This window comes from Ruegeria sp. AF1 (assembly GCF_056542125.1).
This window is the reverse complement of sequence record NZ_JBQFZG010000017.1, coordinates 45,825-71,821: the sequence shown is the minus strand read 5'-3', so window position 1 is coordinate 71,821 and position 25,997 is coordinate 45,825. Positions and strand designations below refer to the sequence as shown.

Genomic DNA, 25,997 nt, shown 5'->3' with positions numbered 1-25,997 from the left:
AAAAACTCAAGAACCCGCCGGTCACATATCTCCGGCGGTTTCCTTCTCCCCAAGAACCCGCTCCGCAAAGTCCATAAACGCCCGTATGATCTTGACGTCACGACGCTGGGAAAGTGAGATCATGCTTTCACCCATTTGCAAATTCACACCCTTCAATTTGATTTGCCGCAGTCGATCATCGTGCCCATATTCCGCCTCAGATACAAAACCGATACCTGCACCCGAGGCAACAAGTTCGCGAACGGCTTCTCGGCCTTCAGCTACAATCGCCGGGTTTAACCTGATACCTTGTTTCTCGGCTGCTTCTTCCAGTTTCTCGCGTGTTTTTGACCCGTGCTCTCTGAAAATCAGGGGCAACTCGGCCAACTCCTTCAGGGTCAGGGTGGGTTTTGATGCCAAAAGCACGCCCTGGCCAGCAAAGGCCACGATTTCAGTGGACCCCAAATTCAATACGTCCATGTCCTTGCCAGGAGACAGGCTGCCAACAACACCGATCTCTGCATTGTAAGACCGAAGCTCTTCCAGGATTTCTTCGGTGTTGCCGGATCGCACAGTGATCGTGATTTTAGGGTATTTCTTTTGGAACGGCGCCAGAAAAGATGTCATGTGATGCGCCGAATCGGCAATGATCCTTAATTCTCCATCGATCGCGGCTTTGGTTTCAGAGAGGTAATCCTCAATCTGATCTTCGATCTCGAAATACTGTTTGGTGAATCGGTAAAGCTGTTCGCCTTCGGGCGTTAGGTTCACGCGTTTTCGTTCACGCTGGAACAACAACAGGTCGTGATCCTGTTCCAGTTTTCGGACCTGCTCTGAAATCGCTGGCTGGGTCAGATACAAAGCCTCTGCCGCACGGGAAAATCCCCCATGTTTGGCCACGTAATGAAAGGCTTTCAACTGGCTGTGTCGCATTACAGTTCCCTGAAGATGAATGCATAGGCTGCGCCTATGATTAGATTGATAATTGCAATTTCACATATAGCAAGCGTTGCTGCAATTGTGTTCCTGAAAACGCTGTTCTGGAGCCTGGTAATGACGCCATCCAAACCAAAATTAGAGCAACCGCGCCTCGGCGAACCCTACCTTTTGACCCCCGGTCCTTTGACAACCTCCTATGCGGTCAAAGAGGCCATGCTGCGCGATTGGGGAAGCTGGGACGATGATTTCCGCGCCATGACGCGAGAGGTGCGGTCAAGCCTGCTGAACCTGCTTGGCGAGGGTGCCGACGAGTTTGATTGCGTGCCGATGCAAGGCAGCGGATCGTTTTCTGTCGAAGCGATGCTGGCATCCTTTATTCCGCGGGACGGAAAAGCGCTGGTATTGGCAAATGGTGCCTACGGGCAGCGTTCGGCACAGACGTTGCAGTACCTGGGTCGTGATCATGTCGTGTTGGACAAGGGCGATTACCTTCCGCCGAGGGGTGACGAAGTGGCGCGCATTCTTGCGGATGACCCGGACATCACGCACGTCGTCGCCATTCACTGCGAAACCAGCTCGGGTATCCTGAACCCGGTCGAAGAGATATCGGAAGTCACATATGCCGCCGGGCGCAAGCTTTTGATCGACTCGATGTCCGCATTTGGAGCGATTGAGCTCAAACCCACTGAAATCCGTTACGAGGCCATGGTGTCTTCGGCGAACAAATGCATCGAGGGCGTTCCGGGTTTTGGGTTCATTGTGGCCCGCAAGACCGAGCTTGAAGCCGCAAAAGGCAACAGTCATTCGCTGTCTCTGGATGTGTATGCGCAGTGGTCGCATATGAATAAAACGGGCCAGTGGCGGTTTACCCCACCGACGCATGTGGTCGCTGCCTTCATCGAGGCGCTTCGGGCGCACACTGCCGAAGGAGGTGTTGCAGGTCGCGGTGCCCGCTATACCCGCAACCGGGACGTCATGGTCGCGGGCATGCGTGAACTGGGTTTCGAAACACTGCTGGATAATCGTTGGCTGAGCCCCATCATCGTTACCTTCTTCTGCCCGGCTGATGAGAAATTCGTCTTCGATCAGTTCTATGACCGGATGAAGGAAAAAGGGTTCATTATCTATCCGGGCAAACTTACTGTCGTCGACAGTTTCCGCGTCGGTTGCATCGGTCAGATGGACGAAGATGTCATGCGTAAAGTTGTGATCGCCGCAAAAGAATCTCTGGAAGAAATGGGCGTGACAAGCGCTGCGCCTCCTCTCCGGGCACTGGAAGAACGCGCCAAGTTGGCCGCATAAAAATCAAGGAAAAACAGATGACCATTCAAACCCCTGTCGAAGCAAATGAGCGCGTCTACCCGACGCCCAAAGTGCCCGCAATTGCCATCTGCCTTGATGGATGTGAACCAGAATACCTCGACGTGGCGATTGCCAATGGGCTGATGCCCAACCTCAAACGGATGCGGGAGGAAGGTACGGACCGTCTGGCGCATTCTGTTATCCCGTCGTTCACCAACCCCAACAATCTTTCGATTGCCACCGGGCGCCCGCCGATCGTGCATGGAATCTGCGGCAACTACCTTATCGATCCCGATACTGGTGAAGAGGTGATGATGAACGACGTCCGCTTCCTGCGTGCGCCGACCATCTTCTCGCAGTTCTATGATGCAGGTTTCCGCGTGGCGATGGTAACCGCCAAGGACAAGCTTCGCGCGCTGCTTGGTGCCGGGCTGAAGTTTGACGAGGGCAGGGCGGTTGCATTCTCTTCTGAGCGTTCGGGCGAAACGACGCTTGAGGAACACGGCATCGACAATGCCAGCAAGTGGTTGGGCATGGACGTGCCCGAGGTTTACTCGGCCGAACTGTCCGAGTTCGTTTTTGCTGCTGGCGTCAAGCTGCTGAAAGAGTTCAAGCCCGACGTCATGTATTTGTCGACCACCGACTATATCCAGCACAAGTTTGCACCCGATCAAAAGGGCGCACTGGATTTCTACGCCATGTTCGACCGCTATCTGGGCGAATTGGACGCATTGGGGGCCGCCATCGTGGTGACGGCTGATCACGGCATGAAGCCAAAGCACTTGGCAGATGGATCCCCTTCGGTCGTCTATGTGCAGGACCTGATGGACGAATGGCTGGGCGAGGATGCGGCGCGGGTCATCCTTCCGATCACTGACCCGTATGTCGTCCATCATGGTGCACTGGGCTCGTTCGCGACCGCATATCTGCCGGATGGCGCGGATCAGAGCGACATCATTGCCAAACTCAAGGCGACCGATGGGATCACCCATGTGCTGACCAAGGCTCAGGCCATTGAACGGTTCGAATTGCCCGGTGACCGGATTGGCGACATTGTAATGGTTTCTGGCGAAAACATTTGCATCGGAACGTCCGAGCATCGCCATGATCTGGCAGCGCTCAAAGAGCCCCTGCGCAGCCATGGTGGTTTGACGGAACAAGAAGTTCCCTTCATCGTGAATCGTGTCATCGACCTGCCAAACCAACCCGTGCTGCGCAACTTTGATGCCTTTTTCTACGCAACTACAGCGGCGGCACAGTAAGCCATGAAAGACCAGACCATGTCGAAAATCGAAGTTCGTAACGAAGGAATGCGGATCGGTGGCGAAATCGTCTTTACCGATGAAACCATTCCCGTCCTCTACCCGTACACCAACGAGGTCGTGGGCCATGTTCCCGCTGGCACCTCAGAACACGCACGCAGGGCTTTCGAAATTGCGGCGAATTACAAACCCAAACTTACCCGGTACGAGCGCAGCCAGATTTTGCAGCGCGCAGGCGAGCTGATCGGTGAAAAACGTGATTATCTTGCGAAATGGCTGACGTTAGAGCTGGGCATCTGCCACCAGCATGCGATCTACGAAACCAAACGTGCACAGGATGTTTATCAGTTTGCGGCGGCTGAGGCGTTAAAAGACGATGGCGAGATCTTTTCTTGCGATCTGACCCACAATGGCAAAGCCCGCAAGATTTTCACCACCCGAGAGCCGGTGAAAGCAATCAGTGCGATCACCCCGTTCAATCACCCTTTGAATATGGTAAGCCACAAAATCGCGCCATCTATTGCAACCAACAATTGTATGGTTTGTAAACCCACGGAACTGACGCCGCTGACCGCGCTGACATTGGCCGACATACTTTACGAGGCAGGCCTGCCGCACGAGATGTTCCAGGTGGTGACCGGCTGGCCGGCTGACATTGGCGATGAGATGATCACCAATGAACATATCGATATTATCACCTTCACCGGGGGTGTGCCGGTGGGCAAGTTGATCGCTGAAAAAGGCGTCTACAAGCGTCAGGCGCTGGAACTTGGGGGCAATGATCCTCTGATCGTTCTGAATGACCTCAGCGATGCGGATTTGGACAAAGCCGCAACAATCGCAGTGGCGGGTGCGACCGGAAACTCCGGTCAGCGGTGCACGGCGGTCAAGCGCATCCTCGTGCAGGAAAGTGTGGCCGACAAGTTTGTACCGCTGGTTCTGGAGAAGGCCAAGAAGATCAAATTTGGCGATCCGCAAGACCCTGAAACCGAGCTGGGGTGCGTGATCCACGACAAAGCCGCGGAGATATTCGAAAACCGCGTTCTTCAGGCTGAAAAAGAGGGTGCAGAAATCCTGTATCACCCGGGCCGTCAGGGCGCATTGCTGCCGCCTATCGTCGTCGACAAGGTTCCCCATGACAGCGAGCTGGTGATGGAAGAAACTTTCGGTCCTATCGTGCCGATCGTGCGCGTGCCGGACAACGACGAAGAGGTGATGGCGATCTCAAATTCGACCGAGTTCGGCCTGTCTTCTGGGGTCTGCACCAATGACCTGAACAGGGCCATCGCCTTTATCAACGGATTGAATGTCGGCACCTGCAACATCTGGGAACAACCGGGTTACCGCATTGAAATGTCACCCTTTGGCGGCATCAAGGACAGCGGAAACGGCGTGAAGGAGGGTGTTATCGAGGCGATGAAGTTTTTCACCAACGTCAAAACCTATTCGCTGCCCTGGCCCAACTAAACCTTGCGTCCTTTCCCCACAGACGGGAAGGGCGCCTCATATCCTCCCTGATACTGGCGGGCCTTTAGGGGCCCGCATCTTTTGATGACAGAAACGAGGAGCGGACATGCCACAGATTGTCCACACGGAAGGGGAATCAAACACATCCGAGGCGCGCAAGGCGTGGTTGAGAAAGTCCATGGGACCAAAGTCGACACCTCTGCTCAAACGCGATGCGGATGTATTCCTGCATCAATCTCTGTCATCACCCTGCGTCAGCACCATTGCAAAGGCCGAGGGGATCTGGATCGAGGATATGGAGGGTCGCCGGTACATGGACTTCCATGGAAACTCGGTGCACCACATAGGCTACGGGCACCCGCGTCTGGTTGCCGCAATCAAGGCGCAGCTTGACGATCTTCCTTTCGCGCCCCGCCGCTTTACCAATGATCCGGCAGTGGATTTGGCGGAAAAACTGGCAGATATCGTACCTGGCGATCTGGGGAAAATGCTCTTTACCACAGGCGGCTCTGACGCCAACGAGGTTGCTCTCAAGATCGCGCGCGCCGCTACCGGTCGGTTCAAAACGATCAGCTTCTGGGATGCCTTTCATGGCGCGGGCTTTGGCGCCGCAAGCGTCGGTGGCGAGGCGACATTCCGCAGTCATATCGCGGGCCCCCTCTTGTCGGGCACTGAACACGTCGCGCCTTTCGCCTGCTACCGTTGCCCATACAATCACACGGGACCGGAAACCTGCGGGTTGGCCTGCGCGAAAATGGTCGAATATGTTCTGGAGCGTGAAGGAGATGTGGCGGCGGTCATAGCCGAACCGATGCGTGCGGTGCCCTATGTACCACCGCCGGGGTTTTGGAAATCCGTGCGCGAGGCGTGCAATCGTCACGGCGCGCTTTTGATCATGGATGAAATCCCGACAGGCCTTGGCAAAACCGGCAGGATGTTTGCCTTTGAACATGACGAGATCGGCCCCGACATTGTGACGCTTGGAAAAGCGCTTGGCGGGGGCATCCTGCCCATTGCCGCTTGTGTTGCCCGCAAACAATTGGATGTCTGCGGAGATTTTGCCATTGGTCATTACACACACGAAAAGAACCCGGTTACCGCGCGGGCCGCTTTGACAACGCTTCAAATCATCGAAGATGAGGGGTTGGTTCATCGATCGGCCACGTTGGGTGAGCACGCAATTGGCCGTCTTATGGACGAACTTCAGAACGTACCTACCGCCGGAGACATTCGGGGACGGGGTTTGATGTTCGGGGTCGAAATCGTCGATGATCGCGCCGACAAAACGCCGGGTAATGCGCGTGCCGAACGGATTTACTATACCTGTCTGGAGGCCGGTTTGAGCTATAAGATCAGTCAGGGATGCGTTCTGACATTGTCGCCGCCGCTGACCATCTCGCAATCGGATCTGGACCACGCAATCGACATTGTGGTTGCTGCGATCAAGGCCGAGAGTTGACACGTCGGATCAGTCAAAATTCGGCAGTTGGGAAAAAGAGGCTAGCCGGGACAGCGACGAAGACCCCAAAATGCGACGTAAGACAACGAGTTCGATGGCGCACGGCGTACAAAAAAATTTGGATCTAGCCGAAGGCGTTGTAGTATCCAACTGCACTCAGGCTTCAAGCGCTGACGAAAGTGACAGGAAAGGCAAAATCTTCAATTCGGCCTCTAGTACAAATGAGACTGAATAAACTGACGGGATTACAGGAACTCAATATCAACAGAGCGGGGTCTTTCATGGTATCGAATGTAATTCAGAAGCTGAAAGACCTGTTGTCGCTGTGCTCCACAGATCGCAGCCCGTCGTCTTTGCCAAATGGTGGAAAAAAAGATTCAGTTCAGCAGGCGACTACTTTTTACCTGCCATAGGGTATTCAAACTCCCTTTGCCGCGAGATCCTTGAATACAGATTTCACCAACTTGCCCATGCCTTCATCCGTTTCAGGCGGTTATTCTCTTTTTCCATCCTCGCAAATACTGATCAGATCTAAGGTCTAATCGGCATTACTTCTGTGTGTCATGATTCATCCTTGCAAGGGTGGATGATCAACACCGAGATAGTCTGATTTCAGGGGACTGGGTCACCCGTTCAGCTTCTTTGACAGGGCTGGGAGCGCAGAAGCTCAACTGGCTTCCAACGGTTCGCTGAGTTCTATGGCCCACCCTCTCGACGCATGTCGGGAACGCCGATTGAAAATGTAGCATCTTCCGCCGCCGGGACAGATGGCTTGGAATTGTACGGGTGTTCAGCGCAAACCCGCCACCGAGATAGCAAGGTGGCGGGTCAGGTTATCGTTGTGACAAATTGGTCGGATCAGAGCTTGATGCGGAAGGCTGCGAAACCGTCTGCACCTTCCCCGGCGTCCTCGATTGCCACTCCTTTGACATCGCCCATATAGTCACGGGCTTTTGGACCGGTCTCGAACAACACCGTGGTGTCCGCCAGCGGCGAAAACGACCAGTTGGCATCCGCTTTGGGATCGATTGTGCCCTGTTCGACAATGTAGCGCACAATGACGTCGCGGTTGGTGTCCGGTGCTTCGAACACGATTGTGTCGCCCATTGCGCCCGGGAACGCGCCACCACCGGATGCGCGGTAATTGTTGGTGGCAATGATGAACTCCATATCATCCGTAACAGGCGAGCCATTGAAGGCAAGGTTCACGATCCGTGCTGCGTCGGGGTTTACCTCTTCGCCCTTTGGCCCAAAGCGCGACGGTTGCGACAGGTCGATCTGATAGGTCACGCCGTCCATCACGTCGAAATTGTACGACGGGAATTCAGGGTTCAGAAGGATCGCATCCTTGGATCCAGCTTCGACCTGATTGAACATACCGGCCGAGCGTTCCAACCAGCCACGCACCTGCGCCCCGTTCACGCGAACCGCACGGACCGTATTCGGATAGAGATACAGATCGGCCACGTTCTTTATGGCAACGTCCCCGACCGGGACATCGGTGTAATACTCTGGACCGCCTCGGCCTCCGGCTTTGAACGGTGCCGCCGCAGACAGGATCGGCAACCCTTCATGCTCGGTGCCTTTCAGCATGTCTTCGACGTACCATTTCTGCGCGATCGAGACGATCTGCACAGACGGATCATCCGCGACCAACGCAAAATAGCTGTGCAGCGGGGCCGAGGTTTTGCCGACCGCGCGCCGAACATAGGCCAGCGTTTCGTCATGAGCTTTCGCAACCGACTCCAGAACCTTCTGATCATCTTCGACCAGAGCGGTGATCGAGCGGTCTTCGTTGCGTTTGGAAATCGGTCGCGCCTCTGACGTCGTGGTAACGACGCGCCATTCCTTGCCGTCCCGTTCCAAAAGTAGGTCTAGTAGGCCAAGATGCGACCCCCAGAAACCGCCCATGACGGCAGGTTTGCCCATCAGCGTGCCTTTTTCCACATCGATCCCTGGGCGGTCAGCAAATGTCGGTGACGGGAAAACCAGGTGATTGTGGCCGGTGACCAGCGCGTCGATCCCGTCGACACCTGCCAGAACCACGGATGCGTTTTCCATGCCGTCCTCATAATCGGCACCCCCGATCCCCGAATGCGACAGGGCGATGATCAAGTCACATCCCTGTTCCTTCATCTCGGGCACATAGGCCTGAGCAGTCTTGACAATATCGCGGACCTGGACATTGCCCTCCAGATGCCTGCGGTCCCAGTTCACGATTTGTGGCGGGGTAAAGCCGATGACACCGATCCTGATCGGATGATTGGTGCCGTCGCCCATCGCGATTTCACGGTCGAGAATGGCATAAGCCTGTACTAGGGTCTTGTCGTCACGCGGGTTCGTACCTTTTTCCTTGGCGACATTGGCCAGAACAACAGGGAACTCGGCACCGGCCAAAGCCTTGTCCAAGAACTCCAGACCGTAGTTGAACTCGTGATTGCCCAGCGTCGCGGCATCATACCCGACCGTATTGAAGGCCGTGATGATGGGATGGCTGTCGCCGTCCTTCATGCCGCGCTCGTAAGCGATGTAGTCGCCCATCGGATTGCCCTGCAGGAAATCGCCGTTATCCACCAAGAGCGAGTTTGTCGCCTCAGACCGGATTTCGTTGATGATCGACGCTGTGCGGGACAGGCCTACTGTGTCGCGGGGTTTGTCCGAATAATAATCATAAGGGAAAACATGAACATGGATGTCGGTGGTTTCCATGATGCGCAGATGCGCCTGATTACTGGCCGCTGCCACCGAAAACGGGTGCAGGGTAATTGCCGCTGCACCAGCAGTTGTCGTGGCAAGGAAACGGCGTCGCGAAATTGTAGAACGGCTGGAGAAAGACATAGGTCACCTTTCAGGTTTGTGGTCAACGCGCCTTTTTGCCTGTAATTCACAACAACCATATGAAACGGGGTGCCAGCGCTTTAGACGCGTCATGTGTAGGCGCAATGCTAGGTACAATAGCCCAACTTCCTGTACTTGATAAGACATGGCAGAAAGGGAACCCGTGCCCTGCGATTGCCAAGACAATGCCTCGCAATCAGTGCTTTGCGACATATCTAACCCGCGTCATGTGGGCATCCGACCACTGACCGCCAACCGTGTGGCTGGGACAGCCCGGTTATCGACGTACTGCCCCCAGGACAACACGCTCTTTCGGGAAGCTGGTCAGTGATTGGCACCCGTCTTCTGTGACCAGGACGTCATCTTCAATACGGACACCAAAACTGCCCAGGTCATACAGACCCGGTTCGTTGGTCCAGACCATGCCTGCGCGCATTACCTGGTTGTTTCCGCGCATGATATAAGGAGCCTCGTGCAAATCCCGACCCAAACCATGGCCTGTCTTGGTGCGTATGCGATTGGCGAAAGGGGATGCTTCAAGAACGCCGATGACTGCATCATCGATATCATGGGCGGTCACACCGGGGCGACACACGTTCAGACCCATCTGGTTTGCTCGCAATACAGTTTCGTAGACGGCCTTGCCCTCATCTGAAACTTCGCCAACGAAAAAGGTTCGCGTAATATCCAAGACAAGTCCATCCTTGCGCGCGCCAAAGTCAAAGAGTAGCGCATCGCCAGTTTGAAGCCGATAATCCATACGCGCTTTCCCGCGCGGTCGGGTCGAGTTGTCGGCTGCGACCACAATCGGTGTGAAGGCCTGTGAATCGGCGCCTTCGGCAAACATTGCCTGGATCAAAGCCTATTCGATCTGTTTCTCGGTCTGGCCTGCACGTACAGTCCCGATAACCTGCTCAAGCGCACGTTCCGAGATGGTGATAGCAGCTTGCAGGGAGGCCACATCCTTGCTGGACTTGATCAGGCGCAGTTTCGAGACTTGGTGCTCTGCATCAATTATCTTTAACCCAGGCATAGCTTCGGTCAGTGCATCAGAGATAAAAACACGCATGACCTGTCCATCAACTGTAAGGGACATGATGCTCAGGTGGTCCGCCAAAGCGGCGAAAGCCCCTTTGTAACCGGCCTCATCCCGCCAATCGAATACCGCTCCTTCGAACCTTAATTGATCCCACGAGCCAAGTTCCAGATTTGGAACAATGGCGGCGGGTTCTCCTGAAGCGGGTATCACAACCACGATGGGGCGTTCGTTGGTCATGAAAGACTTGCCCATGGCACGGTCGAAATTTGGACCCGGCACCAATGCCACGGCATCGACAGAGATTTCACGGGCCAATTGGCGATATTCTGATAAATCTGGTAATCTTACCGACCCTTAATGTGACCAAAACCACCCGCTTCGGCGATCCCGGCACATCTTATTGTTCTTACTCCACGCGCGAGCCGTTATCGGCTTGGTATTCTGACGGTTGGAAACGTCGCCACTCGTTTCGCCGCACAGCAGCATACAGCCCGGCCAAAAGTTCGCTTCGTGTTTCAGATTGCAGTCGTCACTTTTGTCAGCCACTCTTTTGCGGGATCACTCAATCGCGGTGAAAGCATCTGTCTGATTTGACGATGATATTGATTTAACCAGTGCCGCTCGGGCATAGTCAGGTTTTGAACAATCAACATGTCAGCCTGAATTGGCACAAACGTCATATTGCGGAAGGCAAGGAAACCGTTGTCTTCTGTGACGACCTCAAAGACGTTTTCTATGCGGATGCCGAAGCTGGCGGCCTTGTAAAACCCCGGTTCAATCGACATGACCATGCCCGGTTCCAGATCAATCGGGTTATAGGGTTTTCCTATTCTCTGCGGGTGTTCGTGCACTGACAGTCGATGGCCGATGCCGTGACCGGTCCCATGGTCATAGTCCAGCCCGAGATCCCACAAAGGGCGGCGGCAGATCCCGTCGATATGGTGCCCTTGGGTACCAGGCGGGAATCGCAAGGTGGCCAAGGCACAGAAGGCCTTGAAGACTGCCGTGTATGCCTCATCATACCCGTCAGGCCGTGCTCCAAAAGCATAGCACCGGGTGGTATCGGTCGTTCCCGTCTCGTATTGTCCGCCGCTGTCCATCAGATAGGTTTGATCCGGTTGGATAGGATCATTCCGATCCGCGGTCGCGCTATAGTGGCACATCGCCGCGTTCCCGCCTGCCGCTGAGATCGCATGAAAACTGTCACCTAGGAAACCTTGCTGTGCGCAGCGCAGCGCCTTCAATTTTTGCTCTGCTTCACGCTCGGTCAGGGGGTCACCACTTTCGGCGCGAACGGGAACCGTGTCTGCAAGCCAGGCACCAAATTCTGCCCACGCGATTCCGTCGGTGAAATGGCAGGTTCGAAGACCCTCCAGTTCGATCGTGTTTTTCAATGCCTTAGTCCGGGTAATCACACTGCGTTCAGAACCAAGTTTCGCACCGGCTTCTTCGATGGTTTGTCTTACGGCGACAGGTGAGAAATCCGGATCAGCCAATACCAGCTGATTTGGCCGAAATCTGGCCTTGAGCGTGGGCAAAAACTCTACCTGTGGAACTATCTGAAGACTTGAGGGCAATGCACTCTCTACGAAATCATCCAGCTTTTGCGGATCGACAAACCAAATCAGCGTCCCGTCCCGATGTGCCAGAAGAAAGGAGTTAACTACCGGATTATAGCCAACATCCGCGCCGCGGATGTTCAGTAACCAGGCGATATTGTCAGGTTGTGTTTCGACAACAAAGTCGGCCTGTCGCTGAACCAGATAGTTCGCCAGATCAGAACATTTTTCTGCACAGTTTTTCCCGGCAATCTGCGACGGTAAAACTGTCACACGACCACAGGGTGGCGCTGGTTGATCTGTCCAAACCGCGTCGACCGGATTGACTTGTTGCGGCACCATCATTGCGCCCACATCCTTGCAAGCTGCGTCAAACCGGTCAAACCACGACGGGGGTATGTGCATCGGGTCATATCCGAGGCGCCAACCTGTACGCATCTCTTTTCTCAGCCACTCTTCGGGCGTCTCGCCATGAAGATGATGATGAGAGAACAACGCGCCTTTGCACTCTTGCGTAGCCTGCAAGCTGTATCGTCCATCGACAAAAAGGGCGACGGTCTCAGGAGTTACAAAGGCAAGTCCGGCAGATCCGGTGAACCCGGTCAGATACGCCAGACGTTCGTCATGCGGTGCGACGTATTCGCCTTGATGGGCATCAAATCGTGGTAGTACAAAGGCATCCAGGTCCTGCACGCTCATTTGGTCGCGGAACAGCGAAATTCTTTCGCTCGGACATAAATGAAACCTATCCAGCATGTGCTTTGATCTCTTCCGCGTGGTGGCAGGCGACCTCTCCAAACTCCCCAAATTGTCTGAGTGCGGGAACGTCGCGTTGACAAAGACTTGTGGCAAAACGACAGCGCACGTGGAACGGGCATCCGGGCGGTACGTTCATTGGTGACGGCAACTCACCCTCCAGTCGGATGACGTTCCCTTTGTCATCCGGATCAAGCGATGGCGCAGCGCTGAGCAGAGCTTGGGAGTAGGGATGTGAGGGATCGGAGAACAAGGTTTCGCTATCGCCGATCTCTACAATCCGGCCCAGATAAATTACGGCCACCCGGTTCGAGACGTGACGTACAAGTCGCAAGTCATGTGCGACGAAAAGAATTGTAAGGTTCAGTTTGTCCTGCAATTCAAGCAGAAGATTGACGACTTGTGCCTGTACTGAAACGTCCAGCGCTGAAACCAGTTCGTCGGCAATCAAAACTTCCGGCTCGACCGCCAGCGCACGTGCGATAGCAATTCGCTGCCTCTGCCCCCCTGAAAACTCGTGTGGAAATTTGTGTGCGGCGTCCTGTGGCAGGCGTACCAGATCCAACAGTTCCATAACGCGCGAAGGAATTTCACTCTCGGGACGCATCTTGTGAACACTAAGAGCCTCGGACAGAATCTGACCAGGCGTCATCCGAGGGTTCAGGGACGAATAAGGATCCTGAAACATCATTTGAACGCGACGGTTGTAGTCGCGCTCGTTACGAAATTTCGGGTCAAAGATATCTTTTCCTGCGAAACGGATACTGCCGGTCTGAGGCTGGTGAAGCCGAACGATGCAACGCGCGAGCGTGGACTTGCCACACCCAGACTCGCCGACAACGCCCAGTGTTTCTCCTCGCTTGAGCTCGAGGCTGACACCGTTCAGCGCGTTGACAACCCGCCCGGGTCGCTGGCGGATCAGATCAAGAACCGATCGTGACAAATGAAATTGAAGACCCACATCGTTTATCTCCATGACCGTATCTGTCATGCGACGTCTCCCTGAGCTGCAGGCACATGATTGAAGCACGCCACATGACGGCCCTCGGATATTGCCGACAAGGGTGGGCGCGCGTTCAGGCACGCGTCGACTGTGCTGTGGCACCGTGGGGCAAAGGCGCATCCGACAGGCAATCTCTCGAGGCTCGGAGGCGTGCCCGGCACCGAATAGAGCGGTGTGCGCGGCGGCACATTCTGAGGAACAGACCGCATCAGTCCAACAGTATAAGGGTGACGTGGTGCATTCAAAACCTGACGCACTGCCCCCTGTTCAACCACCCGTCCGGCATACATGACAGCCAAGGATTCACAGGTTTGAGCGACCACACCTAGATCATGCGTGACAAGAACCACGCCCATCTGAAGCTCATCGGCCAAGGACAGGATCAAATCAAGAATCTGCGCCTGAATCGTAACGTCCAATGCGGTGGTTGGTTCATCCGCGAGCAACAGTTTCGGGTTAGCTGCCAGAGCAATCGCGATCATAACGCGCTGCCGCATACCACCTGAAAACTGATGTGGGTATTCGTCCAAACGTGACGCGGCAGATGGAATCCCTACATGATCCAGCATCTCAACCGCCCGGTCACGGCGCGCCGCGCGATTGAGGTCGGTATGCGCCTTCAACGTCTCGGTCAGTTGCATGCCAACCGTCAACAACGGGTTAAGCGATGTCATCGGTTCTTGAAAGATCATCGCAATTTCGCCACCGCGAATGCGCCTCAGTTTTCGTTCGGAAAGCGGAACAAGGTTTTGCCCCTGCCAATTCACAACTCCTGTGACTTCGCCATAGCGCCGCGATAGCCCCAGAACCGAGCGCAAAGTGACGCTCTTGCCAGAACCGCTTTCACCGACCAGTCCTAGGACTTCGCCACGTCGAACGGAAAAACTCACGTCTCGCACGGCTGGCAAAGGGGTCCCTTCTTTCCAGAAGGTTGTACTAAGGTTTTTCACTTCGAGGATAGGTTGCTGATTGCCTGTCATTGCCAACTCCTTACCCGCGTGGCCTGAGCAGGTCTGCCAACCCATCGCCAATAAGGGAGAATCCAAGACCTGTGATAACGATCGCGATCCCGGGCATCAGGCTCAACCACCAGGCCGTTGTGATAAAATTGCGGCCTTCTGCGATCAGGACGCCCCATTCCGCCTGCGGTGGCTGTGCGCCAAGACCCAGATACCCAAGTGACGAACCCAGCAGAATTGCCAGCGCCATATCCGTCATCCAGTAGACGATAACCGGCGTAATCGCATTCGGCAGAAGGTGGCGAAAGATAATGCGCCTGTCGGAGTATCCCATGACGATGCCTGCAGCGGCATAGTCGTTTCCCATCTGCGCAATGATCTCGGCTCGCATTAACCGGGCATAGTAGACCCAACCAACAACCGTTATCGCAATGTACATATTGACCAAGCCCGGCCCAAGTACGGCGACGACCGCAATGACCAGAACCAGAAATGGGAACGTGATGATCGCGTCCACGACACGCCCGAAGATCATATCAGCGATCCCGCGGTAGTAGCCGACAAGCGCGCCAACCACGACGCCGATGATCAGAGCAAAGACCGTGGCCAGGACAGCCATCTGCATGTTTACCGAATAGGCTGAAATCACGCGGCTCAGACTGTCGCGCCCCAGCAGGTCGGTGCCGAAGGGATGGGCCCAGCTTGGTGGCTGTCGGACCGCAGTGTAATCGATAAAGTTGGGATCATACGGGGCAAACGCATTTGGCATGATCGCAAGCAAAGTCGACATTCCAATGATGCAAAGGCCTATTATGAAACCCGGTTTTCGTAGCGCCGCTGGTATGCGCGTCTTTGGCGGTACGCCCGCTCCACCTGGAGAAGTGGCAGTGTCGGTCATGTCAAACGCATCCTCGGGTCCAACGAGCTTTGAAACAGGTCCGTAAGCAGGAATACGACCGAGACCAGAACCGCAAATGTCAGCGTCAATCCCTGGATGAGCGGGTAGTCGCGCGCGAAAATCGCCTCAAGCATCAAGCGTCCGACACCGGGTACGGCGAAAACTGTTTCGGTAACCAGCGTTCCACTCATGAGGTTGCCGATAGACAGACCCAAAAGTGTAACGGTCGAAATCAGTGCGTTACGTAACACGTGGCGCCCCAAGATCAGCCTGTCGGGCAAACCCTTGGCTCGGGCAAACTGAACGTATTCGGCATCAAGGACCTCGTTGATGGCGGCGCGCAGGTTTCGCATGATGATCGCCGACGTGTACAACGCCACCGCTACGGCAGGCAGGAACAGATGATACAGCCTGTCCATAAAGGTGTCGCCATAGCCGCCAACCGGAAACCACCGCAGTTGGGCGGCAAGAAAAGTCAGCAAGATCAGACCGATGTAAAACACAGGCATCGATAACCCTATCTGGAACACTGTACGGATCACTGCGTCGGGCCACCGTCCGCGGTTCAGAGCTGCAACAAACGCCAGTGGTCCTGCAATCAACAAAGACATGAGAACTGCATAGATCGTCAGAAAAGCCGTGGTCGGCAGGCGGTTGATGATGACTTCGGTAACCGGTGCGCGCATCAGGATTGACCGGCCCAGATCGCCTTGCAGCGTATTTGTCAGAAACAGCCAGAACTGCACCAAAAGCGGCTCGTTCAGTCCCAACCGTTCGCGGATAGCAGCAAGATCTGCATCCGAAGCCCGGTCTCCTGCGATGGCGATGGCCGGGTCCCCCGGTAGGAGACGAACCAGAACAAAGATGATGATCATCACGAGGATGAATGTCGGGATCATCAACAACAAGCGTTTGAATGTGTATTGAAGGGTTGCCATCAAGGCCTCCGTCAAATGAACCGCCGGCAGTACCTGCCGGCGGCATTTAAGCGATCAGCGGCTGACGGTCGCCTGATCGAAGACGTTATTTCCCAGTGGTGTCTGAACGTATCCGTCCACGCTGGTCGATACTGCCACGGCAAAGGGCGTCTCATACATGAAAAGCAAAGGGGCTGCATCTGCATATATTTCCTGCATTTCAGCATACTGGGCCGCTCTTTTTTCAGCGTCTATTTCTGTTGCCGAAGCCTCAAACAGAGCATTGAATTTCGCGTTTTCCCAACCAGTGCCGACCGCATTGGCTGTAGGGGTATAACCTAACCAGCCGACGACCTGGCTGGGGTCGTTTACGTCGTTCACCCAGCCATAGGTGTGGATGTCAAATTCGCCCGAGCGGTTCTTGGCGCCACGTGTCGGCCCATCCACCTGTTCGACTGACAGATTGATCCCCAACGGAGCCCACATCTGCTGAAGGGCCGCAAATATGGTGCTGTCATCCGCAGAGCCAGCCAAAGTCGTAAAGGTGATTTCGGTTCCCGGCGCTACGCCTGCCTCGGCGATCAGAGCTTTGGCCTTGTCAAGGTCGTAGGCATACAACGGACCAAGATTTGCGGAAAGCTGGGTCGCCGCTGCCATCAGAGGTGAGGTCATTGGCTTGCCGGCGCCTTGCAGCACAAGCCCGATCAGTGCCTCTTTGTTGGTGGCATAGTTGAGTGCCTGCCGAACCCGAGCGTCTGACAACGGGTTAGGCGATCCGTCAGCACGGGTTTCACGCGTGTTGATCGGCGAATATATGATCCGTGTTGACGGATAGAGGTTCATGTTGATCGCTTGGTCTGCTTCAAGCTCCGGCACACGTGAAAACGGAATGAATTCAGCGGCATCCACTTCACCAGCCTGAAGCTTCAGAATCCGGGTTGCGTCATCAGGTATGATCTCAAAATGCACGCCGTCCAGGTAAGGCAGCGCTTTGCCGTCGGACCCTTTGCGCCAGTAGTTCTTATTGGCACAGAACTCCATGGAGGTTCCCTGCTCAAATCCACACAGATAGAAGGGGCCGGACCCGACACCGGGGCCTTTGGCTGCAAAGATTGCGGCGGACTTTTCCTGATCAGTGGAACCTTCGGCCGCCTCAAAGACGGCTTTGGAGACAATACCGGTTGTGAAAGTGGCAAGCATTGAGAGGATTGTCGGGTCAGCCGCTTTCAGACTGATCGAGACGACATTTCCTTCCGCGCTTACATTGTCGATGGATCCCAGAAGTCCGGCCCAGGGGCTTAGATCGGGATTGCGGGCGCGATCCAGCGAAAAGACAACGTCTTCTCCGGTCAAAGGCGTTCCATCCGAAAAGGAGACGCCGCTGCGTAAGGTAAGCGATACAGACTGTCCATCATCGGAGATACTGTATTCTTCGGCCAGTCCTGGGATGACAGAGTTTCCATCTTCACTGGGGCGCAATAGCGTGTCGAAAAGGCTGCCAACCATCCAGATGTCAGGGTTTCGATCGGCATAAATCGGGTCAATCAGGTTTGATCCGTCATATCTGGCGAAATTCAGAATGCCACCACTCTCTTGTGCGAACAAAGGTAGGGCCATTGCGGTAGCCACGACGGCAGTCGCTGCCATCAAATTACGTTTCATTGATGAGTTCCTCCCAAAGCGATTCTCGATCGCATGAAGGCGGTATACATTAATTTCAATACTGCTAAAACAATTTTTAGTTAGACGTAAATTGCATATTGCGATCACAGGAGCATTGATTGGAAACCCAGGATGCGCCACGACATTCTGGGCAGCACTTTCAAGTGCGACCCCACGATAGAACTCGGAGAACTGTCGATGAACGGTTCGGCCGACCTGATTAGTTGGAGGAATTATTGATCGGCGTTGTATTTACCCACAATTCAACTGCTTCAGTGTCTCCTAGGACAATCGAATAATGCGGCTTGGAGGTGTCGTGATGTATCGTGTCACCGCTCGACAAGATGTGGACTTCGTCACCCAGATGGTATTCCAACTGACCCGAAATCAGATAGCAAAAGCTCTCGCCTTCGTGGCACATCTTCTCGGACATGTGCCCCGCAGGACGATGAACGATGCACGGATATAAAAGCGCGCCCGAAAACCCCGGACCCAACTTTTCATAGAACCGCCCGTTGACTCCCAATGCATAGGTTTGACGTCGATCTTTGCGAACGTATTCGGTGTATTCCTCGGGAACGCTGACAAGCTGTTCAATGCTGGTCTTTAAAGATGCAGCAATTGCCATAAGCGAAGACAAGGACGGGGCACTGATGCCGCGCTCGACCTGTGATATGAACCCTGTGGTCAAACCAGCTTCATCCGCAACCTCGACAAGTGTTTTGCCAAGCGCTTTCCGGCGGCGTCGAATTGCTTTCCCCAGTTGAGACGGGTGATTTTTCTGATCCATCATTTCTTCTCTAGTGGTCGAGCTCGACGGCTCTCAGGGGCCTTGTTTCAGCAAATCCTGTACCTGCGACCGACGGGAACAGCGATTCGCTTACCTAGGCGAACTTCATAACCGGTACGGTTATCATTGGCTAAGTTTCTACTAAAAGCGTTTTTAACCCGGAAAAGCAAATTAGGTTCGTTCCTTCGTGTCGCTGCAAACTTCTGAATGAGAGGCTTAGTCTCGGCGATCACGTGGGAGGAGGGTAGCCAAAATCAGCTCTCCGCTATGACTGGCTCGGATCTGACGAAGGACCTTGTTGCTGCCGACTTACTTCACCGCGCGCACAGAAGAAAATCAGTGAATTTGACGCCTTCATCCCAGAATGGAAGAAGAAACAGCCGCGTGCCCGTTACGTTGAAGTATCTTAGGGCCAAGTGCCAGGAATTCTGCACTGAGCGTACCTTCGAATGCGCCCGTGCAAAGACCAACGGTGAAAAAACGCAACTCGATTGTTGAGGGTCGCCTGATCAACTCTCGGACTGCGTTCGGCCATGATCTCTGCTCGATTGCGACAGGAAACTGTGTGCCTCAAGTGGAATTGCGCAGTATATTGAGCCGTCGTTATTGGGATGTTGCGGCCCCTCAAAGAGCTCATTGTGAAACCTGTTCGAAACCCATTTGTCCGAACCAATCTTTCATTTCCACATGCCAGTCATTCACCAAAAGATTGCAACTTATCCATCTGCTTTATTCGGTCGCAACTGCCTGAACATGCGCTGCGAAAGTAGGATCAAACATCAGTGCCTTGCACCTGTCGAACCGACCCGTGGCATAGGCCCAGAAATCATCGGCCGGGTTATCATCGGCATGTTGGATCAAGCCCCAAAGTGTCCACAGAAGATCGCACATCGCCTTGTAGATCACCATTCGCCCGAATTGAGCCGCTGTTGGTGCCGCGCCGAAATAGGACGTCAGCATCTCGATTTCTTGCGCCTCGGTCAGCCCGGCTTCGACCGACAAATCGCCGAGGTCCCAAAGGGTATCATTCATGCCGGAATATTCGAAATCCACGATCCACATACGGTCACCGTTGTCGAGAAAGTTCTCGCAAAGCGGATCGCAATGGCTGGGAACCAGCATGCCCGGCCTGTCTTGCAGCAGCTGTTTGATCGGCGCAGCTTCCGCGACAATTTCTGTATAGCCTTCGGGCAGGGAAATATCCTTTGTTGACAGGACTTTCAGATATTCATCGATCATCGAAAAAAGTTCGAACCGAAATTCGAAAGGGCGGGGTGACTCGTGTAGTTGCCGCAGGGCATGCCCGGCACGTGCGGCCGCTCCGGAGCGCGTTGCGAAAAGCTCGGGTGTCATGGTGACGATACCGTCAATGCAGTCACTGATCATCACACCGGTATCTGCATCCGCCCAAAGCACAGCAGGACCGATACCAGCTTCGGCTGCGACCTTGGCATTGTGAATCTCAACGCCGCGATCGATATAATCCGCGGTGCCATCTCCGGGGATACGAACGATCATGGTGTGCCCGCCGGTTTCCACTCTGTAGACCAGATTGGTCAACCCACCCAGCCGTTTGATTTTGCTGTCTTGTGCTGAGATTTCCTCAAAACCTTTCAGGTTGCGAAGTTCACTCAGGACACGATCAGTGTTTCCGTCAGTCATTTTCTGCCCTCCCCCTCAGGCTTTTAGCCGCTCATTGGTCGGATCGTACAGAGGCCCATCCACCCGGTGGATCTGTTCGCGGTCTCCGAACAATTCGAGTTCGAATTCCGTCTGGTCCATCAGCGCCACCGGAAGATAGCCGTAGATGATCGTTTTCCCGACATGGTGCCCATAGCCACCGCTGCTGGCGCGCGAAACGGTTACGCCATTGTGCAGGATGGTTTCCCCCCCGGTCATCGGCAGTTTTTCCTCGGTCACGAAGGTACAGAGTTTCTGTGCTGCGCCATTGGATTTCTGGCCCTCCAGAACATCGCGCCCGAAAAAACTTCCCTTGGATTTCAGGTGGACGCGAGAGCTCAGGCCCGCTTCTACAGGTGTATAGTCCGGGGTGATATCGGTGCTCCAGTAAAGATACCCCTTTTCCAGGCGCAGCGAGTCTATGGTCCGGTAGCCAATGTCGCGGATGCCATAGGCCTGTCCTGCCTTCCAAAGTTGATCATAGACATGAAGTGCAAATTCGGTTGGGATGTGCAGTTCCCAGCCCAATTCGCCGGTATAGCCGATGCGCACCGCACGCACTTTTGCTGCTCCGACCGTAATGTCGCGCGCTGTTGCAAAGGGAAACGCAGCGTTTGAGATATCCTCTTCGGTTACCGCCTGCAGGACGTCGCGCGCTTTTGGTCCGCAGATATTGATCACCGCCCGGGATGAGGTAACCTCGATCAGATGTGCCGATCCGTCTTGCGGCAGATGGCGTCGGATCCAGTCAGAATCGTGCGCCCCGAATCCGGCGCCGGTCACGATATAGAAATGGTCGCGCCTCAGGCGGGTGATGGTGACATCCGCCTCGACTCCTCCTTTGTCGTTACAAAGCTGGGTATAGATTACGCTGCCATCCGGCTTGTCCATGTTTGAGACCGCTAGGTGTTGCAACACACCCAACGCGCCAGAGCCGATCAGTTCGAACTTGGAAAAGCTCGACTGGTCGATCAGAACGACACCTTCGCGCGCAGCGCGGTGTTCTTCGGCCGCGAAGACATGCCAACCGGGATTGAGAAAATCGAGTTGATCCACTGGGGTGACCCCAGCTGGGGCGAACCACAAGGGCCGCTCCCACCCGTTCTTTGACCCATAGACCGCCCCGTGTTCTTTCAATCGGTTGTATAGCGGAGACAGTCGCAAATTGCGTGCGGTCTCGGCCTCCTGGCCCGGATAGCGCATCTTGTAGTGATGCGCATAATGCTCGACAGCTCGGGGATACATAAAGGCCTTGGTCGCATGATGTGGGCTGAACCGCCGCACGTCCAATGGCCAAAGATCCAGGCTTGGACGCCCGTTCAGAATCCATTCCGCGATCATTTCCCCCGCGCCCCCGCCAGCCGCAATACCATAGAGGAACCCGGTCGAGAGCATCAGGTTTTTAACCTCAGGGGCCCAGCCCATGACAAAATCACCATCGGCGGAGTAGGGGATTGGTCCATTGATGATTTGCCGGATGCCGACCTGGTTCACGACAGGCGTGACGACACCGGCAAGTTCAGCCAGCGGCGCGAAACGGTCAAGATTGTCCGGTAGCAACTGGCGCACGAACTCTCCGGGAATGCCCCGTTCTCCAAATGGCAATGTGTCGTCTTCGTAACCTCCGATGACCAGACGCCCGCCAGCATCGGGCTTGTAATAGACCAGACGCTCAGGGTCGCGCAGCGTGGGCAGGCCCTTGACCAATTCCGGCTCTGGCAACGGTTCTGTTACGACATATTGGTGCTCGACAGCGCAGGCTGGCACCACGACGCCCAGTTTTGCGGCCAGTTCACGGCTCCACATGCCCGAGGCCAGCACAACGGTTTCCGCCTCATAGTCGCCGTTGGTTGTCATCACTTTGGTTATGCGGCCATTGCGGATTTCGAAATCCTTGACCTTCACCCCCTGCCTGATCTGTGCGCCGTGGCTCCGCGCACCGGCTGCAATCGCCAGACACAGGCCAGCGGGGTCAACGTGGCCATCCGATGGAATAAAGGCAGCCCCCTCTAACCCGTCGGCATCAATATAGGGAAACAGGGCTTTCGCTTCGGCTGGTGAGATGATTTCCATCTCCAGGTCAAAACTGCGTGCCATTGTCGCCAGACGTTTTGCCTCCAGCAGCCGTTCCTTGGTTGCCGCCAGCCGCAAGCTGCCGACTTTCTTCCAGTCGAACTCCATACCGGTCTCGTCGGCCAGCCGGTCATAGAGCGCGACCGATCGTTTCAGCATCCGGGTCGTATTGCGGGAAGACCGCAGTTGCCCAACCAGCCCGGCAGCGTGCCATGTTGCCCCCTCTGTCAGAGATGCCTTTTCCAGAAGGACGACATCCGTCTCACCTGCCCGGGCCAGATGATAGGCGATTGAGCATCCGATGATGCCGCCGCCAATAATAAGGTGTTTTGCAGAATGGGTTGTCATGGCCTCGCCCCTGTCGACAAATTTGATGCCAGATCATCGTATCGACCAACATAAATCAACAAAAATTAAAAAAGATTGTTGAAATATGTTGATTTAAGGAGGTATCAACAATTCATCCTGTTAGAATCCAACATCCGAGTGGCTGAATGTCGAAATACGAAAAGGACATCCTGAGCGCGGTTAACATTCATGGCCGAATCTCGGTCATGGACCTGGCGCAGAGGCTTAACGTTTCCGATCAGACAATCCGTCGAATTGTGAAGCCGTTAGTGGATGCGGGGCACATCGACAAGGTTCACGGCGCGTTGGTCAGCACCCAAAAGGTTCTGGATCCCCCTTTCATCGCGCGTATGACAACCAACCGCGCGGCGAAAGTCGCCATTGCAAAGTCCATTTTGAACCTTGTGCCTGATAACGCGTCCATTGCTATTGATACAGGATCTACGTCGGGTTTTGTGGCTCAGGCTCTCAAGGCGCGCAGAGATCTTACCGTGGTGACGAATTCAGCGTTCATTGCAACAACTCTGGCGATGGGGAACGGCAACCGGGTATTTATGGCGGGCACACAGCTTAGAAATCATGACGGCGCAGCGTTCGACCGCGCGGCCTTTGACGTTATTGCAAATATGTCGGTGGAATACTCGATCCTGTCGGCGTCGCGTGTGCATCCGAAACAGGGTTTTTTGGTGTTCGAACAATGCGAAGTCGATATTGCGGTCGCAATGAAGGCGATCAGCGAACGATGTTTCATGGCAGTGGACTCGACCAAGTTCCAGGCATCCGAACTCAAACCGGCCTTGCATCTTCCAGCTCTTTCGGCAAGTGACTTCCTGATAACCGAGCGGAAGCCTACGTCAAAATTTGAAGGCGTTATAGGTCGGGCAAAGACAGTAATCGCCGCAGATTAGTTTCAAGCTTTTGACGAATGAGCGGCTAAGAAAGGACGCGGCCCACCTGCACGCCGCGTTCAGTCATGTTCTGGACAGAGTGTACCGGGGTTATAAGTTAACAGCGTGCAAGACTGTATCCTTGGGGAAGTGACAGGGCTTCAATGTGATCAAGTTGCGAACTGTTAACGAACTGTTTTATGGGAACAAACGTCAGATCACCTATGCTCCCCAACTGTATTTCAAAGTTGGCAACATAGTCTTCGTCCGCAAATGCGCGGCGTACGTCGCTCCGCCGCGCGTGTTTTCGGGCATCTAGGTCCGGATTAGAAGATAAATTGGCCAGCTGTAGACATCCGGATCTGCTTCAGTGGCTGAGAATCTTGGAAAGGAAATCCTGAGCACGCGGGCTTCGCGGGGAACCAAAAAACTCCGCCGAGGGCGCGTCTTCGACGATTTCGCCATGGTCCATAAAGACCACGCGGTCGGCCACCTTCTTGGCAAACCCCATCTCATGCGTGACGACCATCATCGTCATTCCTTCCTTGGCCAGTTCCACCATGACGTCCAGAACCTCGTTGATCATCTCTGGGTCGAGCGCCGATGTTGGTTCGTCAAAGAGCATTGCCATCGGCTCCATCGCAAGGCCGCGGGCAATCGCCACCCGCTGCTGCTGGCCGCCGGACAACTGAGAGGGGTATTTCTGCGCATGTTCCGTCAGGCCCACGCGCTCAAGAAGTGCGAGCGCCTTTTCCTCCGCCTCTTTCGGATCGCGCCCCAGCACCTTGATCTGGCCGATCTTGATGTTCTCGGTCACGTTCATATGGGGAAACAGCTCAAAATTCTGAAAGACCATACCGATCTTGGAGCGCATCTTGTCGAGATTTGTCGATTTCGCGGTGATCGAGGTGCCCGCGACGGTGATCTCGCCATCATTGATCGGCTCAAGCCCGTTCACCGTTTTGATCAGCGTGGACTTGCCCGAACCAGAAGGGCCGCAGACCACGATCACCTCACCTTTGGCGACGCTGAGGGTACAGTTCTTCAGAACCTGAAAGGTCTTGCCGTACCATTTGTTGACATTCTTCATCTCGATCATGTGGCAAGCCTTTTTTGCAGATACCGGACGCCCATGGAGGCGAGGAAACAGAGGGTGAAGTAGACCGCAGCGACGAAGAGGAACATTTCCACCAGCTTCTGGTCACGGTTTGCAACGATCTCGGCACTGACAAGGAAATCGCGTAGGCCGACGACATAGACGAGCGATGTGTCCTGAAAGAGGATGATCGCCTGTCTCAGCAGGATCGGAGTCATCGCCCGGAAGGCCCGAGGCAGCACGATATAGCGCATCGACTGGCTGTAAGTGAGGCCGATGGCGCGCGCGGCGGCCAGTTGTCCGGGGCGGACAAAGTTGATGCCGGCCCGGATGATCTCGGAATAATAGGCGGCCTCAAACAGGATAAATGCCACGAGAACCGAGGAGAAGGCGCCGACAGGTCGCCCGACGATAAGCGGCATAAGGAAGAAGAGCCAGAAGATCACGAGGATCAGCGGCAGCGAGCGGAAGAAGTTGACATAGGCCGCAGCAAACTGCCCCAGAACCGGTACCTTTGCGATGCGCAGAAGGGCAAGGACCGTGCCAAGGACGATACCCCCTGCCACTGCGAGGCCCGTCAGTAGAAAGGTCATTTTAATGCCGTCCCACAACAGTTCGCCATTGACGGGAATGACGGAGAAATCGAGTGTCATTACGCAGCCCCTTTTGCGAAGGTGCCGGGCAGGGCGGTCATCCTGTCGACCCGCCGCATAACCGCCATCACCGTGAAGGTGACAAGGCTGTAGACCACAGTTGCTGCGGTGAAGGCTTCAAACCCCTGGAACGTATATTCCTCGATCTGTCGTGTCATCGCCGTCAGTTCGACGACACCGATGGTCAGCGCTAGCGAGGAATTCTTGAAGATCGTCAAAAACTCGCTTGTCAGCGGCGGGATGATGATGCGGTAGGCATTGGGCAGAAGAATATATCGATGAACCTGCACCTCGGTCATGCCGATGGCGCGGCCTGCCTGGCGCTGGCCACGGCCCACGGCCTCGATTCCCGAACGGACCTGTTCGTAGACACGCGAGGCGGTATAAAGGCCGATAGCGACAATGGCGGTGGTCAGTGCCTGGAAGGGCAT

The 25,997-nt window shown here is 54.9% G+C and carries 21 protein-coding genes; 5 read left to right on the top strand and 16 right to left on the bottom strand.

All coding sequences use genetic code 11. The annotated features are described in order from the left end of the window. Positions 1-21: 21 nt before the first annotated feature. Entirely contained in the window at positions 22-912 is an 891-nt protein-coding gene (locus ACR0BK_RS17630; protein ID WP_480555729.1) for a LysR substrate-binding domain-containing protein, read from the bottom strand. 120 nt (positions 913-1,032) lie between these two features. Between ACR0BK_RS17630 and ACR0BK_RS17625 the strand changes: the two genes are divergently transcribed. The 4 genes from ACR0BK_RS17625 to pbfA all read left to right on the top strand — a co-directional run bounded on the left by ACR0BK_RS17625 (position 1,033) and on the right by pbfA (position 6,408). Beyond that, positions 1,033-2,220 carry a 2-aminoethylphosphonate--pyruvate transaminase gene (locus ACR0BK_RS17625; RefSeq protein ID WP_480555727.1) on the top strand — a complete coding sequence of 396 codons (1,188 nt, stop codon included), beginning with the start codon at positions 1,033-1,035 and terminating at the stop codon, positions 2,218-2,220. 17 nt (positions 2,221-2,237) lie between these two features. Then, positions 2,238-3,482, top strand: a complete 1,245-nt coding sequence (gene phnA / locus ACR0BK_RS17620) for a phosphonoacetate hydrolase (RefSeq protein WP_480555725.1) — start codon at positions 2,238-2,240, stop codon at positions 3,480-3,482. A gap of 3 nt (positions 3,483-3,485) precedes the next feature. Then, entirely contained in the window at positions 3,486-4,949 is a 1,464-nt protein-coding gene (gene phnY / locus ACR0BK_RS17615; protein ID WP_480520903.1) for a phosphonoacetaldehyde dehydrogenase, read from the top strand. A gap of 106 nt (positions 4,950-5,055) precedes the next feature. Continuing rightward, positions 5,056-6,408 carry a (R)-1-hydroxy-2-aminoethylphosphonate ammonia-lyase gene (gene pbfA, locus ACR0BK_RS17610; RefSeq protein WP_480555723.1) on the top strand — a complete coding sequence of 451 codons (1,353 nt, stop codon included), beginning with the start codon at positions 5,056-5,058 and terminating at the stop codon, positions 6,406-6,408. Between the two features lie 858 nt (positions 6,409-7,266). On the opposite strand, the gene ACR0BK_RS17605 is transcribed toward pbfA, so the two are convergent. From ACR0BK_RS17605 to ACR0BK_RS17550, 12 genes are all read right to left on the bottom strand, one after another. Further along, complete coding sequence (locus ACR0BK_RS17605; RefSeq protein WP_480555721.1) at positions 7,267-9,246, bottom strand: bifunctional 2',3'-cyclic-nucleotide 2'-phosphodiesterase/3'-nucleotidase; 1,980 nt, start codon at positions 9,244-9,246, stop codon at positions 7,267-7,269. A gap of 277 nt (positions 9,247-9,523) precedes the next feature. Beyond that, positions 9,524-10,105 carry a M24 family metallopeptidase gene (locus ACR0BK_RS17600; RefSeq protein ID WP_480555719.1) on the bottom strand — a complete coding sequence of 194 codons (582 nt, stop codon included), beginning with the start codon at positions 10,103-10,105 and terminating at the stop codon, positions 9,524-9,526. Positions 10,106-10,108: 3 nt separating this feature from the next. Next, a complete protein-coding gene (locus ACR0BK_RS17595; RefSeq protein WP_480477685.1) occupies positions 10,109-10,600 on the bottom strand; it encodes an aminopeptidase P family N-terminal domain-containing protein in 492 nt (163 codons plus the stop codon). Between the two features lie 200 nt (positions 10,601-10,800). Next, on the bottom strand, positions 10,801-12,600 hold the full coding sequence (locus tag ACR0BK_RS17590; protein WP_480555717.1) for an aminopeptidase P family protein: 1,800 nt from the start codon (positions 12,598-12,600) through the stop codon (positions 10,801-10,803). Beyond that, a complete protein-coding gene (locus tag ACR0BK_RS17585; protein WP_480555715.1) occupies positions 12,590-13,591 on the bottom strand; it encodes an ABC transporter ATP-binding protein in 1,002 nt (333 codons plus the stop codon). Before ACR0BK_RS17585 ends, ACR0BK_RS17590 begins: the two co-directional genes overlap by 11 nt. Next, positions 13,588-14,583 carry an ABC transporter ATP-binding protein gene (locus tag ACR0BK_RS17580; RefSeq protein ID WP_480555713.1) on the bottom strand — a complete coding sequence of 332 codons (996 nt, stop codon included), beginning with the start codon at positions 14,581-14,583 and terminating at the stop codon, positions 13,588-13,590. The genes ACR0BK_RS17585 and ACR0BK_RS17580 overlap by 4 nt, the downstream gene beginning before the upstream one ends. Positions 14,584-14,593: 10 nt before the next feature. Beyond that, positions 14,594-15,352, bottom strand: coding sequence for an ABC transporter permease (locus ACR0BK_RS17575; RefSeq protein WP_480555711.1), 759 nt, complete (start codon positions 15,350-15,352; stop codon positions 14,594-14,596). Positions 15,353-15,456: 104 nt separating this feature from the next. Further along, positions 15,457-16,398, bottom strand: coding sequence for an ABC transporter permease (locus ACR0BK_RS17570; RefSeq protein ID WP_480555709.1), 942 nt, complete (start codon positions 16,396-16,398; stop codon positions 15,457-15,459). 54 nt (positions 16,399-16,452) lie between these two features. Further along, entirely contained in the window at positions 16,453-18,039 is a 1,587-nt protein-coding gene (locus ACR0BK_RS17565) for an ABC transporter substrate-binding protein (protein ID WP_480555707.1), read from the bottom strand. A gap of 220 nt (positions 18,040-18,259) precedes the next feature. After that, complete coding sequence (locus ACR0BK_RS17560; protein ID WP_480555705.1) at positions 18,260-18,829, bottom strand: helix-turn-helix domain-containing protein; 570 nt, start codon at positions 18,827-18,829, stop codon at positions 18,260-18,262. A 729-nt stretch (positions 18,830-19,558) separates the two neighbouring features. Further along, the gene (locus ACR0BK_RS17555; protein ID WP_480555703.1) at positions 19,559-20,491 is read right to left on the bottom strand and encodes a phosphotransferase; all 933 of its coding nucleotides are present in this window, start codon (positions 20,489-20,491) and stop codon (positions 19,559-19,561) included. A 15-nt stretch (positions 20,492-20,506) separates the two neighbouring features. Next, positions 20,507-22,930, bottom strand: a complete 2,424-nt coding sequence (locus ACR0BK_RS17550) for a GcvT family protein (protein WP_480555701.1) — start codon at positions 22,928-22,930, stop codon at positions 20,507-20,509. Positions 22,931-23,076: 146 nt separating this feature from the next. Between ACR0BK_RS17550 and ACR0BK_RS17545 the strand changes: the two genes are divergently transcribed. Continuing rightward, positions 23,077-23,838 (top strand): DeoR/GlpR family DNA-binding transcription regulator, encoded by a 762-nt coding sequence (locus ACR0BK_RS17545; protein WP_480555699.1) that lies wholly within the window; start codon positions 23,077-23,079, stop codon positions 23,836-23,838. A gap of 346 nt (positions 23,839-24,184) precedes the next feature. Here the strand turns inward: ACR0BK_RS17545 and ACR0BK_RS17540 are convergent, their stop codons facing one another. Genes ACR0BK_RS17540 through ACR0BK_RS17530 form a run of 3 tightly spaced genes read right to left on the bottom strand, consistent with a single transcriptional unit; the run spans position 24,185 to position 25,997 of the window. After that, positions 24,185-24,916, bottom strand: a complete 732-nt coding sequence (locus ACR0BK_RS17540; RefSeq protein ID WP_480555697.1) for an amino acid ABC transporter ATP-binding protein — start codon at positions 24,914-24,916, stop codon at positions 24,185-24,187. Continuing rightward, a complete protein-coding gene (locus ACR0BK_RS17535; RefSeq protein WP_480555695.1) occupies positions 24,913-25,566 on the bottom strand; it encodes an amino acid ABC transporter permease in 654 nt (217 codons plus the stop codon). The genes ACR0BK_RS17540 and ACR0BK_RS17535 overlap by 4 nt, the downstream gene beginning before the upstream one ends. Continuing rightward, entirely contained in the window at positions 25,566-25,997 is a 432-nt protein-coding gene (locus ACR0BK_RS17530) for an amino acid ABC transporter permease (RefSeq protein ID WP_480555693.1), read from the bottom strand. The genes ACR0BK_RS17535 and ACR0BK_RS17530 overlap by 1 nt, the downstream gene beginning before the upstream one ends.